This window comes from Micromonospora sp. DSM 43699 (assembly GCF_055517075.1).
Genome location: NZ_JBTMMT010000002.1, coordinates 36,136 through 50,433, shown reverse-complemented (window position 1 = coordinate 50,433; position 14,298 = coordinate 36,136). Strand labels below are relative to the sequence as shown.

The 14,298-nt window shown below is 70.1% G+C and carries 10 protein-coding genes, 2 tRNA genes and 1 pseudogene; 11 read left to right on the top strand and 2 right to left on the bottom strand.

Annotated features, from left to right (window positions below; translation table 11 throughout):
- Positions 1–778 precede the first annotated feature (778 nt).
- From dnaN to AC0AIB_RS01615, 4 genes and pseudogenes are all read left to right on the top strand, one after another.
- Positions 779–1,912 carry a DNA polymerase III subunit beta gene (gene dnaN, locus AC0AIB_RS01630; RefSeq protein ID WP_328341690.1) on the top strand — a complete coding sequence of 378 codons (1,134 nt, stop codon included), beginning with the start codon at positions 779–781 and terminating at the stop codon, positions 1,910–1,912.
- A 41-nt stretch (positions 1,913–1,953) separates the two neighbouring features.
- Positions 1,954–2,826 (top strand): phosphogluconate dehydrogenase (NAD(+)-dependent, decarboxylating), encoded by an 873-nt coding sequence (gene gnd / locus AC0AIB_RS01625; RefSeq protein WP_328341688.1) that lies wholly within the window; start codon positions 1,954–1,956, stop codon positions 2,824–2,826.
- A gap of 16 nt (positions 2,827–2,842) precedes the next feature.
- Complete coding sequence (recF, locus tag AC0AIB_RS01620) at positions 2,843–3,976, top strand: DNA replication/repair protein RecF (protein ID WP_328341686.1); 1,134 nt, start codon at positions 2,843–2,845, stop codon at positions 3,974–3,976.
- A gap of 196 nt (positions 3,977–4,172) precedes the next feature.
- Positions 4,173–4,736: pseudogene (locus AC0AIB_RS01615) on the top strand (DciA family protein); the annotation flags it as partial.
- 3 nt (positions 4,737–4,739) lie between these two features.
- Here the strand turns inward: AC0AIB_RS01615 and AC0AIB_RS01610 are convergent.
- On the bottom strand, positions 4,740–4,967 hold the full coding sequence (locus tag AC0AIB_RS01610) for a hypothetical protein (protein WP_328341685.1): 228 nt from the start codon (positions 4,965–4,967) through the stop codon (positions 4,740–4,742).
- Between the two features lie 89 nt (positions 4,968–5,056).
- Here AC0AIB_RS01610 and AC0AIB_RS01605 point away from each other — a divergent pair, with 89 nt between their 5' ends.
- On the top strand, positions 5,057–5,548 hold the full coding sequence (locus AC0AIB_RS01605) for a MarR family winged helix-turn-helix transcriptional regulator (RefSeq protein ID WP_465095855.1): 492 nt from the start codon (positions 5,057–5,059) through the stop codon (positions 5,546–5,548).
- 19 nt (positions 5,549–5,567) lie between these two features.
- Here AC0AIB_RS01605 and AC0AIB_RS01600 read toward each other — a convergent pair whose 3' ends face one another.
- A complete protein-coding gene (locus tag AC0AIB_RS01600; protein WP_328341681.1) occupies positions 5,568–6,152 on the bottom strand; it encodes a hypothetical protein in 585 nt (194 codons plus the stop codon).
- 529 nt (positions 6,153–6,681) lie between these two features.
- Here AC0AIB_RS01600 and gyrB point away from each other — a divergent pair.
- From gyrB to AC0AIB_RS01570, 6 genes are all read left to right on the top strand, one after another.
- Positions 6,682–8,628 (top strand): DNA topoisomerase (ATP-hydrolyzing) subunit B, encoded by a 1,947-nt coding sequence (gene gyrB, locus AC0AIB_RS01595; protein ID WP_328341679.1) that lies wholly within the window; start codon positions 6,682–6,684, stop codon positions 8,626–8,628.
- A 121-nt stretch (positions 8,629–8,749) separates the two neighbouring features.
- On the top strand, positions 8,750–12,532 hold the full coding sequence (gene gyrA, locus AC0AIB_RS01590) for an intein-containing DNA gyrase subunit A (protein ID WP_465095854.1): 3,783 nt from the start codon (positions 8,750–8,752) through the stop codon (positions 12,530–12,532).
- 4 nt (positions 12,533–12,536) lie between these two features.
- Entirely contained in the window at positions 12,537–13,436 is a 900-nt protein-coding gene (locus AC0AIB_RS01585; RefSeq protein ID WP_328341674.1) for a DUF3566 domain-containing protein, read from the top strand.
- A 298-nt stretch (positions 13,437–13,734) separates the two neighbouring features.
- Positions 13,735–13,808, top strand: a tRNA-Ile gene (locus tag AC0AIB_RS01580).
- Positions 13,809–13,858: 50 nt separating this feature from the next.
- Entirely contained in the window at positions 13,859–13,987 is a 129-nt protein-coding gene (locus tag AC0AIB_RS01575) for a DLW-39 family protein (RefSeq protein WP_328341672.1), read from the top strand.
- Positions 13,988–14,029: 42 nt separating this feature from the next.
- A tRNA-Ala gene (locus tag AC0AIB_RS01570) sits at positions 14,030–14,105 on the top strand.
- The last annotated feature ends 193 nt before the right edge of the window (positions 14,106–14,298 follow it).

Here is a 14,298-nt window from a genome sequence, read left to right as displayed (position 1 = left end):
CGCCACTTCCGCTCCGCCACCGACGCCCGGCCGACCACCTCGGCCGGGCGTCTTCGTGCCCGGGAGACCCCGGGGAAGCGTCCCTCCACCGGGCCGACGGGGCAGGATCGTGGAACTTCCACGCCATGTTTGTCCACAGGACGACCCGGTTGTCCACACCCCCTGTTCCACAACCGGTGGATAACCACGCTGTGTTCGACACCGGTTACCCACAGACTGTGGATAAACCCTGGGGACAGTGCTGTGGACGGCTGTGCACAACCGTCGCGTCGTCCACAGCCGACGGTCGGCCTGTGGGCAACCTGTTGAAGGTTCTGGGGACAACGCCGGTCCGGGCCGCCACCGTCGTCCACAGCGCTGGGGGTAAACCCGGTGGATAACCGGTGGATAACCGGTGGACGACGGTGGACAACTGTGGGGACACCGGGTGCCTGTGGACCACCGACCGGGTTTTCCCCCTGGTTCTCCACAGCTAACCCACCGGTGGATAACGTGTCTGAGCTGCGAAGACGCGAGTTACCCACAGTTTGCACAGGTGCGATGAAGACGATGAGTTATCTCTTCTGAAGAATCAAAAACCAATCATCACCGTTGGGCTTCCTGTGGATCGTTGCCGGCGCTGCCGTCGGCAGTCGCCCCGGCACCGGGATCCACGGGGTCGGGCGCACAGCCGATGCCCACGCGCCCTAAGGTGCGATGGGAACCCGCACGGTCGGGCGGGACGGTGGGAAGCGGTCGGCATGAGAGAGTTGTCGCTGACGTCGACGCGGAGGCATTGATGAAGTTCCGAGTGGAGCGCGACGCGCTCGCCGAAGCAGTGGCCTGGACCGCGAAGAGCCTGCCCAGCCGGCCGTCCGTGCCGGTGCTCGCCGGGGTGATGCTGCGGGTCACCGACGGCAATCTCCAGGTCTCCGGCTTCGACTACGAGGTCTCCAGCCAGGTGTCCGTCGAGGTGCAGGGGGACGCCGACGGCGCCGCCCTGGTCTCCGGTCGGCTGCTCGCCGAGATCACCAAGGCACTGCCGGCCAAGCCGGTGGACATCGCCGCGGTCGGCGCCCATCTGGAACTGGTCTGCGGCAGCGCCCGATTCACCCTGCCGACCATGCCGGTGGAGGACTATCCCGCCCTGCCGGAGATGCCGGAGAGCGCCGGCACCGTCGAGGCCGCCGCCTTCGCCGCCGCCGTCGCCCAGGTGGCCATCGCCGCCGGCCGGGACGAGACGCTGCCGATGATGACCGGCGTCCGGCTGGAACTCTCCGGTGGCACCCTGGCGATGCTCGCCACCGACCGCTACCGGCTCGCCCTGCGCGAGATGGACTGGACCCCGGACGACCCGGAGATCAGCATCAACGCCCTGGTGCCCGCCCGCACCCTGAACGACACCGCGAAGGCGCTCGGCCCGCTCGGCGGCCAGGTGACCATGGCGCTGTCGCAGGGTGGCGCCGGTGAAGGCATGATCGGCTTCTCCGGTGGCACCCGCCGGACCACCAGCCGGCTGCTCGACGGGGCCAACTACCCGCCGGTCCGCTCGCTCTTCCCGGCCACCAGCAACGCCGAGGCACGGGTCCCGGTGAGTACCCTGATCGAGGTGGTCAAGCGGGTCGCCCTGGTCGCCGAGCGGACCACCCCGGTGCTGCTCAGCTTCAGCTCCGACGGCCTGGTCGTCGAGGCCGGCGGCACCGAGGAGGCCCGAGCCAGCGAGGCGATGGAGGCCACCTTCACCGGCGAGCCGCTGACCATCGGCTTCAACCCGCAGTACCTGATCGACGGCCTGGCCAACCTGGGGGCCCAGTACGCACTGCTGCGCTTCGTGGACGCCTTCAAGCCGGCGGTGATTTCTCCCGCAGGCGAGGATGGCGAGGTCATCTCCGGGTACCGGTACCTCATCATGCCGATCCGCGTCTCCCGCTGATCGCGCACCGGCACCACCCAGACGCACGGAGGTAGGGGCAGATGCAGCTCGGCCTGGTAGGACTCGGCCGGATGGGCGGCAACATGCGCGAGCGGTTGCGCGCCGCCGGGCAGGAAGTGGTCGGCTACGACCGCAACGCCGACCGCAGTGACGTCGCGAGCCTCGCCGAACTGGCCGACAAGCTGGAGTCACCCCGGGCGGTCTGGGTGATGGTGCCCGCCGCCGTCACCGACACGACCATCGACGCGCTCGCCGAGGTGCTGGGCGAGGGCGACATCATCATCGACGGCGGCAACTCGCGGTTCAGCGACGACGCACCCCGGGCCGAACGCCTCGCCGCACAGGGCATCGGCTACGTCGACGTCGGCGTCTCCGGTGGGGTGTGGGGCAACGTGAACGGCTACGCCCTGATGGTCGGCGGCGCGCAGGAACACGTCGACCACCTGATGCCGATCTTCGAGGCGTTGAAGCCGGCCGGGGACCACGGCTTCGTGCACGCCGGCCCGGTCGGTGCCGGCCACTACGCCAAGATGGTGCACAACGGCATCGAGTACGGCCTGATGCACGCCTACGCCGAGGGCTTCGAGCTGTTGTCCGCCGCCGAGATGGTGACGAACGTGCCCGGGATCATCAAGTCCTGGCGGGAGGGGACGGTCGTCCAGTCCTGGCTGCTCGACCTGCTGGACCGGGCGCTGGACGAGGACCCGGCGCTGGCCACGCTGACCGGTTACACCGACGACACCGGCGAGGGGCGCTGGACTGTCGACGAGGCGATCCGGCTGGCCGTCCCGCTCAACGTCATCACCGCCGCCCTGTTCGCCCGTTTCTCCTCCCGGCAGGACGACTCACCCGCGATGAAGGCGGTCGCCGCGCTGCGCCAGCAGTTCGGCGGGCACGCCGTGCACAAGCGCTGAGCGGCGTCCACAGGCTGTGTACGTCCGCCGGCTCGAACTGGTCGACTTCCGCTCGTACGAGCGGGTCGGCGTCGACCTGGAGCCGGGGCCGAACGTCCTGACCGGGGCCAACGGCGTCGGCAAGACCAACCTCGCCGAGGCGCTGGGCTACGTGGCGACCCTGGACTCGCACCGGGTCGCCACCGACGCCCCGCTGGTCCGGCTGGGCGCCACCTCGGCGGTGATCCGCTGTGCGGTGGTGCACGACGGCCGGGAACTCCTGATCGAGCTGGAGATCGTTCCCGGCAAGGCCAACCGGGCCCGGCTGGGGCGCTCCCCGGCCCGTCGTGCCCGGGACGTGATCGGCGCGCTGCGGCTGGTGCTCTTCGCCCCGGAGGACCTCGAACTCGTCCGGGGCGACCCGGCCGAACGCCGTCGCTACCTCGACGACCTGCTCGTGCTCCGGCAGCCCCGGTACGCCGGGGTGCGCGCCGACTACGAACGGGTGGTCAAGCAGCGCAACGCCCTGCTGCGGACGGCGTACCTGGCCCGCAAGACGGGCGGGTCGCGGGGCGGGGACCTGTCCACCCTGGCGGTCTGGGACGCCCACCTGGCGCAGCACGGTGCCGAGCTGTTGGCCGGCCGGCTGGAACTGGTCGCCGCGCTCACCCCGCACGTGGCGAAGGCGTACGACGCGGTGGCGGCGGGCGAGGGAACGGCCGGGATCGCGTACCGGCCGTCGGTGGAGTTGACCGGGCCGACCACCGACCGGGCGGTGCTGGCCGAGGCGTTGACCGGCGCCCTGGCCGAGTCCCGGTCGGCCGAGATCGAGCGGGGCACCACCCTGGTCGGGCCGCACCGCGACGACCTCGTGCTCACCCTCGGCCCGCTACCCGCCAAGGGGTACGCCAGCCACGGCGAGTCCTGGTCGTACGCGCTGGCCCTGCGGCTGGCCGGGTACGACCTGCTGCGCGCCGACGGGATCGAACCGGTCCTGGTGCTCGACGACGTCTTCGCCGAGCTGGACGCGGGTCGTCGGGAACGGCTTGCCGAGTTGGTGGGCGGGGCCGGTCAGCTGCTGGTGACCTGTGCGGTGGACGACGACGTCCCGGTGGCCCTGCGGGGTGCCCGGTACGCGGTGGGCGACGGGACGGTCCGACGTGTCGACTGAGCCGGAGCGCCCCGTCGCACCCCCGGGCCGGACGGGTGGCCCGAGTCGCTCCTCCTCGGGCGGGGCACGCGGTGCGCGTACCCCCGGGGGAGGCGGCGGGGGCGCGGACGGTGCGCGGGCCCGACCGGCCGGCACCGGTGCGGACGCCGCGCCCGGTGGTGGGGTCGGCGGTCCGGCGACCGGAAGCGGGCCGTCCGGAGCGGGCGGCGACGGCGCGGCGACCGGCCCGGAAGGGGCCGGGGACGGCACGGCGGGGGCGAGCGGCCCGCAGCTGGCGCGGGCTGTGCTGGACGCGGCGAAGGCCCGACGGGAGTCGGCGTCGCGTAACCGCCGACCAGGGGTCACCGGTGCGGCCGACGGTGGCGGGCGGCGGCTGCGTGGCTACTCCGGGCCGGGGCCGGACCCGCGTGACCCGCAGCCGTTGGGTGCGGTGCTGGAGCGGCTGATGAAGGCCCGCGGCTGGCAGCAGCCGGCGGCCGAGGCGACCGTCTTCGGTGCCTGGGAGAAGGTCGTCGGGGCGGAGATCGCCCAGCACAGCCGGCCGGTCAAGCTGGAGGACGGCGAGTTGACCGTGGAGGCCCGGTCGACCGCGTGGGCCACCCAGTTGCGGCTGCTAGCCGGCTCGTTGCTGAAGCGGATCGCCGGGGAGGTCGGCCACAACGTGGTCCGCAAGCTGCACATCCACGGGCCGGCGGCGCCGTCGTGGTCGCGCGGGCCGCGTCGGGTGCGGGGTCGGGGGCCGCGCGACACCTACGGCTGACGGTCACTGTTGCGTGCGCCGGGCCTCCCGCTCGGCACGTTTGCGTTCCCGCTGCTCGCGGCTCCACTGCTTGCGTCGCTCCAGGTCCTGCTTCCAGGCGTCCCGGGCCTGCCGGGAGCCGCCCTGCACCGCACCCTGCACCTCCGGCGGGCCGGCCAGGTTCTTGAAGGCCCAGGCCAGGAGCCGACCGCCCTCGCCGGGGGCCTTCGCCGCCGGCTTCTCCTCGCTCATCGGCTCCGACCTCTCGTCAATGATTGGTGTGCAAACCATTGGTACACCAATCATTGGTACGATCGCAATGACGACGAGGAGGTGCAGAGGTGGGCGCTAAGCCCGACGGGGATCCGTTGGCGTTGGAGGAGCAGGTCTGCTTCGCGCTCTCCGTCGCCGCGCGCGGCGTGGTCGCGGTCTACCGGCCGCTGCTGGAACCGATGGGGCTGACCCATCCGCAGTACCTGGTCATGCTGGCGCTCTGGCAGCACGCGCCGCTGTCGGTCCGCGAGCTGAGCCGGCTGCTCCAACTCGATCCCGGCACCCTGTCGCCGCTGCTCAAGCGCCTGGAGGCGGCCGGCTATCTCCGCCGCGGGCGAGACCCGGCCGACGAACGCAGCCTGGCCGTCTCGCTCACCGGGAGCGGCCGGGCCCTGCGGGACCGCGCCGAGCAGATCCCGCAGGCGGTCGTCGCGCGGCTCGGGCTGCCGCTGTCCGAGCTACGCGACCTGCACGGGGCGCTGACCCGGGTGATCGCCGCCGCCAGCGGCGCGGTCGTGGCCAGCCCTCCCGCCGGGGCGACCCTGACGCCGGAGAGCTAGCCGCCGCTGCGGCCGACTGTCATGGCTGCGGGCCGGGTCGGCGACCGGGCTCGGCGTCGGCGTAGACGGCGAAGCCCCGGTCGGCGCAGCGCCGGTAGAACGCGGCCAGCACGCCCAGCTCGGCACAGGTGAAGTCCCACTGCGGCGGGTCGCCGTTCTCGTCGCGCAACCGGTCGAGCCGGCTACCCAGCCAACGCAACTGCTGTTCGGCGAGGCGGCCGTCGCCGAGCAGCGCGCGGAGCACATCGCTGACCGACTCGAAGGTCACCACCTCGCCGTGCGGCCGGTGCTGGGCGACGAACTTCTCCACCCCGCCGGCGATCCAGGCGCACCCGTCCGGGTCGATCACCGGGTCCTCGTCCTCGGCGGCGGCGTCGGTGGCGTAGAGCACATTCTCCAGGCCGAGGATCAGGTCGACCAGCTCGGTGTACGCGGTGGCCCGGACCGTGCCGGTCTTGGCGATGTGCTCGGCGAGCGCGGCGGTCGGCGCGGAGATCCGCGGGATGTCGACGATCTCGCCGAAGTCGACGAACTCGGCCGGCGCGACCGGGTCGTAGAAGCGGCCGGTCCGCGGCCAGTGCACCGCGACATTGTCCAGCCCCATCTGGTGTCACCTCTCGAGAGCACGTGTCGGGTCGTTCGGGTCCATCGTCCCGGTAACGGGTGGAAAAGATCAAGACGGGCAGCTCTGCCGCGCGCCGCAAAGCTACGGTACGACCGCCTCCGGGCGCGACCCCCGTCCGCCCGCCGACCCGGCCGATCGCAGTGGCGGCGGGCACGGAAGGCGGACCCGGGCGTGTAGGGGGAGTAGCGGACAGCGAGATTCGGCCCGCTACGGGGGTCTGAGCCGCCTTCAAGGGGTGCCGAGTGGCGGTTCTGTCGTGTGCGCACAGTAAGATTGGACCCGAGACGACGACCTGACGCGGTGCGACGGACAGGGGCCTTCACCGGCCCTTGATCAACGTCCCGGGTCGGGTCTGGCCGATCGCGATCCGCGGGCAACCGCGGCGACCGGCGCGCACGATCCGCGACCGCCCTCCGGGCGCGCCGCCCGGGCGCGCCGACGTCGTGTCCTGTCCGCCGAACCCGCGCCCCCGCGCCCTGGTGCGGATGGTGCGAGAAAGTGGCCGAGGGTGGCAGCGCAGGACAAGCAGGAGTACGGCGCAGAGTCGATCACCGTCCTCGAAGGGCTGGAGGCGGTCCGCAAGCGGCCCGGCATGTACATCGGGTCGACCGGCGAGCGCGGTCTGCACCACCTCGTGTGGGAGGTCGTGGACAACGCCGTGGACGAGGCGCTCGCCGGCTACTGCGACACCATCGACGTGGTGCTGCTCGCCGACGGCGGGGTCCGGGTCACCGACAACGGCCGTGGCTTCCCGGTCGACCTGCACCCGAAGCTCAAGAAGCCGGGTGTCGAGGTCGCGCTGACCGTGCTGCACGCGGGCGGCAAGTTCGACGGCAAGGCGTACGCGGTCTCCGGCGGTCTGCACGGCGTCGGCGTCTCAGTGGTGAACGCCCTCTCCACCCGGATGGCCGTCGAGATCCACAAGTCCGGTTTCGTCTGGCGGCAGCAGTACCACAACTCCAAGCCCGACCCGCTGGAGAAGGGCGAGACCACCGACCGCACCGGTTCGGCGGTCTCCTTCTGGCCGGACCCGGACGTCTTCGAGACGACCGACTTCGACTTCCAGACCATCTACCGCCGCCTCCAGGAGATGGCCTTCCTCAACCGGGCGCTCTCCATCCACCTGCTCGACGAGCGGGTCGCCGAGGGCGAGGAGGGCAAGCCCCGCGAGGTCACCTTCTACTACGAGGGCGGCATCGCCGACTTCGTCAGGCACCTCAACGCCTCGAAGAACCCGATGCACAAGACGGTCGTCGAGTTCGCCGCCGAAGAAGAAGGCATGTCGGTCGAGATCGCCATGCAGTGGAACGAGTCGTACGGCGAGTCGGTCTACACCTTCGCCAACACGATCAACACGCACGAGGGCGGCACCCACGAGGAGGGCTTCCGAGCCGCGCTGACCAGCGTGGTCAACCGCTACGGCGCGGACAAGAAGCTACTCAAGGGCGACGAGAAGCTCTCCGGCGAGGACATCCGCGAGGGCCTGGCCGCGATCATCTCGGTCAAGCTGGCCAATCCGCAGTTCGAGGGCCAGACCAAGACCAAGCTGGGCAACACCCCGGTGAAGAGCTTCGTGCAGCGGGTCTGCAACGACCGGCTGGTCGACTGGTTCGACCGCAACCCGGCCGAGGCCAAGACGATCATCCAGAAGGCGTCCCAGGCGGCCCGCGCCCGGATCGCCGCCCAGCAGGCGCGCAAGCTGGCCCGCCGCAAGTCGCTGCTGGAGTCCGGCTCGATGCCGGGCAAGCTGGCCGACTGCCAGTCCACCGACCCGCGCGAGTCCGAGGTCTTCATCGTCGAGGGCGACTCGGCAGGCGGCTCGGCCAAGCAGGGTCGCGACCCGCGTACCCAGGCGATCCTGCCGATCCGCGGCAAGATCCTCAACGTGGAGAAGGCCCGGATCGACCGGGTACTCAAGAACAACGAGGTCCAGGCGCTGATCACCGCGCTGGGCACCGGCATCCACGACGACTTCGACATGGAGAAGCTGCGGTACCACAAGGTGGTGCTGATGGCCGACGCCGACGTCGACGGCCAGCACATCCAGACGCTCCTGCTCACCCTGCTGTTCCGCTTCATGCGACCGCTTGTCGAGTTGGGCCACGTCTACCTGGCCGCCCCGCCGCTCTACAAGATCAAGTGGAACAAGAAGGGTGACGACGCCCAGTACGCGTACTCCGACCGGGAGCGCGACGGGCTGATCGCGCTGCGCCAGCAGAAGAAGCCCAACGCCAAGCCGGACGACATCCAGCGGTTCAAGGGTCTGGGCGAGATGAACTATCCCGAGCTGTGGGAGACCACGATGAACCCGGCCACCCGGACGCTGCGTCAGGTCACCCTCGACGACGCCGCCACCGCCGACGAGCTGTTCAGCGTGCTGATGGGCGAGGACGTCGAGGCCCGGCGCTCGTTCATCCAGCGCAATGCCAAGGACGTGCGGTTCCTCGACATCTGAGCCAGCGGTCGGCCGGTGGGCCACCGGCCGACCGTCGTCCACCGGGTTATCCACAGCCTGGCCGGTTTCCACAGCGTTATCCACAGGACGAACGCGACTCTGAGTCTGATAAGGGTTAACAGTGACCGATACTCCCGAGTCCACCCCGAACGAGCCGGAGACCCCCGAGACACCACTCGCGGCGGTCGTCCAGCACGACCGGATCGAGCCGGTCGGGCTCGAGGTCGAGATGCAGCGCTCGTACCTCGACTACGCGATGAGCGTGATCGTCGGGCGGGCCCTGCCGGACGTCCGGGACGGGCTCAAGCCGGTCCACCGCAAGATCCTCTACGCCATGTACGACTCGGGTTACCGACCCGACCGGGGTTACGTGAAGTGCTCCCGGGTCGTCGGCGACGTGATGGGGCAGTTCCACCCGCACGGTGACTCGGCCATCTACGACGCCCTGGTCCGGATGGCCCAGCCCTGGGCGCTGCGCTACCCCCTGGTCGACGGCAACGGCAACTTCGGTTCGCCCGGAAATGACCCGGCTGCGGCCATGAGGTACTGCGTGACCGGAGATGTCCGGATTCGCACGGCCGACGGTACCGTCCGGATCGGCGACATTGTGCCGGACGCCGCGCCGAGCAGCGAGACCGACGTCGAACTGAAGGTCCGCGACCGCAACGGCGACCTGGTCCGCGCGTCGAAGTTCTTCCACTCCGGCGAGCACCCGACGCTGCGACTGCGCACCCGCGAGGGGTACGAGCTGACCGGCACCCACAACCACCCGGTGCTCTGCCTGGTGGACGTGGCCGGGGTGCCGACCCTGCTCTGGAAGCTGCTCGCTGAGCTCTCCCCGGGCGACCGGGTGGTGCTCCAGCGGACGGTGCCGGACGAGATCGGCTACCCGATGCTGGAGCACGTCGAGGCTGCGGTGCTCGCCGGTGCCTTCGTCAGCGAGGGCTGGGTGTCGGAGGGGCGGGCCGGGTTCAACAACGTGGACCGGGAGTTCTTCGTCCGGGTCCTCGCCGCCTACGATCTCGCCGTCGGCGGACCACGCTATTTGAGCGAGCGGGTCATCGCCTCCGGCAGTGTGCTGCACGAGTTGGACGTCCAGGACCTTTCGGCGCTGCGCGCCAGCATCCTCGGCGAACTGGTCGGCGCACGGAGCGCCGCCAAGTTCGTGCCCGAGTTCGTCTGGCAGGGGCCGGCGGCGATCAAGCGCGCCTTCCTCCAGGCGCTCTTCGAGGGCGACGGATCGTCCTCGCTGCTGCCGCGCAACACCATCCAGGTCTCGTACTCGACCCGCAGTGAGCGGTTGGCCCGCGAGGTCCAGCAGTTGCTGCTGGAGTTCGGCGTGATCAGCCGGCAGACCCGGTACGACGACGGCGAGATTAAGGTCGTGGTGACCAACCGCCGCGACGCCCGGATCTTCGCCGCCCACGTCGGCTTCCTCGGCCGCAAGCAGGCCAAGCTGGAGTCCGAGCTGGCTTCGGTGCCGGCGAGCAGCACGGCGCTCTCCAGCGACCACGTCCCGCTGGTCGGTGACTTCATCCGCGCGCACGGGGCCCGGCGCTGGACCGAGCGGGACTGGCTGCGTCGGCACAACGTCGACCGGATCGAGCGGTGGGAGCGGGACCGCGACGAGATCGCCGCCCGGATCACCGAGCCGGGGATCCTCGACGTGGTGGAGCCGCTTGTCGACGGCCGGTTCTACTACGCCGAGGTGGCGAGCATCACGGATGCCGGCGTGCAGCCGGTCTACAGCGTCCGGGTGGACACCGAGGATCACTCCTTCGTCTCCGACGGCTTCGTCAGCCACAACACCGAGTGCAAGCTCGACCCGCTGGCGATGGAGATGCTGCGGGACATCGACGAGGACACCGTCGATCTGCAGGACAACTACGACGGCCGGGCCAAGGAGCCCACCATCCTGCCGTCGCGGATCCCCAACCTGCTGGTCAACGGCTCCGAGGGCATCGCGGTCGGGATGGCCACCAAGATCCCGCCGCACAACCTGCGCGAGATCGGCGCGGCGGTGCAGTGGTGCCTGGAGAACCCGGAGGCCGACGAGGCGACCACGCTCGAAGCGCTGCTGGAGATCGTCAAGGGGCCGGACTTCCCCACCCACGGCCTGATCGTCGGTCAGTCCGCCATCCAGGACGCGTACCGGACCGGTCGCGGGTCGATCCGGATGCGCGCGGTGGTGGAGGTCGAGGAGGACAAGCGGGGCCGGCCGGCGCTGGTGGTCAGCGAGCTGCCGTACCAGGTCAACCCGGACAACCTGGCGGAGCGGATCGCCGAGCTGATCAAGGAAGGCAAGCTCGCCGGCATCGCCGACATCCGGGACGAGTCCTCCGGGCGTACCGGCATGCGGATCGTGCTGGTGCTCAAGCGTGACGCGGTCGCCAAGGTGGTGCTGAACAACCTCTACAAGCACACCCAGCTCCAGGAGACCTTCGGCGCCAACATGCTGGCCCTGGTCGACGGGGTGCCGCGCACGCTCAACCTGGCCCAGTTCCTCCGTTACTACGTCGAGCACCAGATCGAGGTGATCCGCCGACGGACCGCCTTCCGGCTGCGCAAGGCCGAGGAGCGGGCGCACATCCTGCGCGGCCTGTCCAAGGCGTTGGACGCGTTGGACGAGGTGATCGCCCTGATCCGGCGCTCGCCCACCGTCGATGACGCCCGGCAGGGCCTGATCCGGCTGCTGGAGATCGACGAGATCCAGGCGACCGCGATCCTGGACATGCAGCTGCGTCGGCTGGCCGCGCTGGAGCGGCAGCGGATCCTGGACGACCTGGCCAAGCTCGAGATCGAGATCGCCGACCTCAAGGACATCCTCGCCAAGCCGGAGCGGCAGCGGAAGATCGTCTCCGAGGAGCTGAGCGAGATCGTCGCGAAGTGGGGCGACGAGCGGCGTACGAAGATCATCCCGTTCGACGGCGAGGTCTCGATGGAGGACCTGATCGCCCGCGAGGACGTGGTGGTCACCATCACCCGCACCGGGTACGCCAAGCGCACCAAGGTCGACCTCTACCGCTCGCAGCGGCGCGGCGGCAAGGGCGTGAGCGGTGCGACACTCCGGCAGGACGACATTGTCAGCCACTTCTTCGTATGCTCCACACACGACTGGATGTTGTTCTTCACCAACAAGGGCCGCGTATACCGGGCCAAGGCGTACGAGTTGCCCGAGGCCAGTAGGGTGGCCAAGGGTCAGCACGTGGCCAACCTGCTCGCCTTCCAGCCGGATGAGCAGATCGCACAGATCATCGAAATCCCGAACTACCAGGTGGCCCCCTACCTGGTACTGGCCACGAGAAACGGCCTGGTGAAGAAGACCCGACTCGAGGAGTTCGACTCCAACCGGTCCGGCGGCGTCATCGCGATCAACCTGCGTGACGACGACGAGCTGGTCGGTGCCGTCCTGGTGGCGCCGGAGGAGGATCTCCTGCTCGTCTCGAAGAAGGCGCAGGCGATCCGGTTCAACGCCTCGGACGAGGCGTTGCGCCCGATGGGCCGGGCCACCTCGGGTGTGATCGGCATGCGCTTCACCGACGACGACGTCCTGCTGGCCATGGAGGTCGTCCGGGAGGGTCTGGACGTCCTGGTGGCCACGAACGGGGGATATGCGAAACGTACCCCCATCGAGGAATACCCGGTGCAGGGCCGGGGAGGTAAGGGCGTGTTGACTGCGAAGATCACCGAGCGCCGCGGTGGTCTGGTGGGCGCGGTCGTGATCGACCCGGACGACGAGCTGTTCGCGATCACCAGCAACGGCGGCGTCATCCGGACTCCGGTGAAGCCTGTACGCCGTACGCGTGACCGGAACACAATGGGGGTCAAGCTGATGGACCTCCCGGACGGCGTGACTATCGTGGCGATTGCTCGCAATGCCGACGAGCCTGACGAACAGGACTAGTTGAATGACGGAGACACAGGCGAAGTCGGGGAACAAGGGGACCTCGGCCAAACCGGTCGACGAGGAGGCCGCCAAGAGCGGTCCAACCCCCGCCGGCCGCGCCGCCGTGGGTCGGGCGACCGTCCCCGCCGACGCGCCTGCCCCGAAGTTCACTCGGGCACCCGGCATGGCACCGCCGCCGGACAAGCCGGGTGAGGATTCGGGAACGACCGAGAAGCCCCAGACAACGGGTACCGACGCGCCCTCCTCCGCCACCCAGCCGGTGGCCGCTGCGGCCAGGTCGAGCAACACGACACAGCCGATCTCGGTCGGGGCCGCCACCTCTCCGTCCAGCACCGGCACCCAGCCGAAGGTCGGCGGGTTGCGGCCGTCCCCGGACGGTGGGCGTCCCGCCGCAGGCACGGGCAGCGCCCGCCCGGCCAACGGCGGAGGCCTGCCTCCGGGCCTCGGAGGTCCGGCCGCCGTCGGTGCCGCGCGGGTGGGTGACGCGGTACGCGCCGCGCGTACCTCGGTCAGTTCGGCGGCTTCCCGGGGCCCGCGCCGGGCCCGGCTGAACCTCAAGCGGATCGACCCGTGGTCCGTGATGAAGTTCGCCTTCGCGGTCTCCGTGGTCCTGTTCATCGTGGTGGTCGTGGCGACCTCGGTGCTCTATCTCGCGCTGGACGCGATGGGTGTCTTCCAGAGCGTCAACGACAGCCTGACCGACCTGGTCAGCGCCAGCGGCGGGCAGGGCACCAGCGGGGGCTTCCAGATCACCGCCAAGGGCGTCATCCTGACGTCCGCCCTGATCGGGCTGGTCAACGTGGTGCTGTTCACCGCGCTCGCGACCCTCGGCGCGTTCGTCTACAACGTCTGCGCCGACCTGGTCGGCGGGATCGAACTGACGCTCGCCGAGCGCGACTGATCCGAGCGCGCTCACCGGGCGCGACCGATCCGGCCCGATGCCGGGGCACCGCGGACAGCGGTCGCCCCGGCATCGTGCTTCCCGGCCACCGTCCGGCTGGGCCGGCCCGGTTCCCCGCTCCTTGCCGGTCGACCGGCTCCGGCGCCGCTGGTGGGAGTGGATCTCCGATCCGGGTGACCGGCGGAAAGGACTCGCCCGCTCGCGGGGCGGCCGGGTACGGTCGGGATGGCGCGAGAGCATCGGTCACCCCGATTTGGGAGCGGACGATGCGATGGGTTAACCTTGCTCGTCGCCACACGGGGCTATAGCTCAGTCGGTTAGAGCGCAGAGCTGATAACTCTGAGGTCGCTGGTTCGATTCCAGCTAGCCCCACCGCAACACCGTTCCGACGGGCAGTCGAGTCGAGCGCGAGGGGTCGCCCCATGTTCAAGAAGCTTCTGTTCCTGGTCGGTGTCGTCGGCGTCGCCGCTGTGGTGGCCAGGAAGGTCAAGGCTTCCAACGACGAGCGCGCTCTCTGGCACGAGGCGACCACCGCGCCCGATCTGCGCTGACCAGCCCGGCTCCGGTCGGCACCGGCGGCGTCGTCCGCCTGCGGGGCCCTAGCTCAACTGGCAGAGCACTGCCTTTGCAAGGCAGGGGTTAGGGGTTCGAGTCCCCTGGGCTCCACCAGCACTTTCCTTGGTTGATCTCAGTTCCGAATACAGCCATCCGTACGGCCAAGCTGCTCAGGCCGTCTCCTGTTCGGGCGCGACTGTGAGTGAGGCGAGATCCTCACGAGTACGGCCCAGGACTGTGCGAACTCGTGGAATGAGCGGGGTACCGAATGACCCACCGGTCGTCTTCCTGCGTGCGGACCGATCGG

What these genes read in the sequence shown, in the direction of transcription:
- dnaN (WP_328341690.1), top strand. Translation starts at nt 779, where the DNA reads ATGAAGTTCCGAGTGGAGCGCGACGCGCTCGCCGAAGCAGTGGCCTGG.
- gnd (WP_328341688.1), top strand. Translation starts at nt 1,954, where the DNA reads ATGCAGCTCGGCCTGGTAGGACTCGGCCGGATGGGCGGCAACATGCGC.
- AC0AIB_RS01610 (WP_328341685.1), bottom strand. Translation starts at nt 4,967, where the DNA reads ATGAGCGAGGAGAAGCCGGCGGCGAAGGCCCCCGGCGAGGGCGGTCGG.
- AC0AIB_RS01600 (WP_328341681.1), bottom strand. Translation starts at nt 6,152, where the DNA reads ATGGGGCTGGACAATGTCGCGGTGCACTGGCCGCGGACCGGCCGCTTC.
- AC0AIB_RS01585 (WP_328341674.1), top strand. Translation starts at nt 12,537, where the DNA reads ATGACGGAGACACAGGCGAAGTCGGGGAACAAGGGGACCTCGGCCAAA.
- AC0AIB_RS01575 (WP_328341672.1), top strand. Translation starts at nt 13,859, where the DNA reads ATGTTCAAGAAGCTTCTGTTCCTGGTCGGTGTCGTCGGCGTCGCCGCT.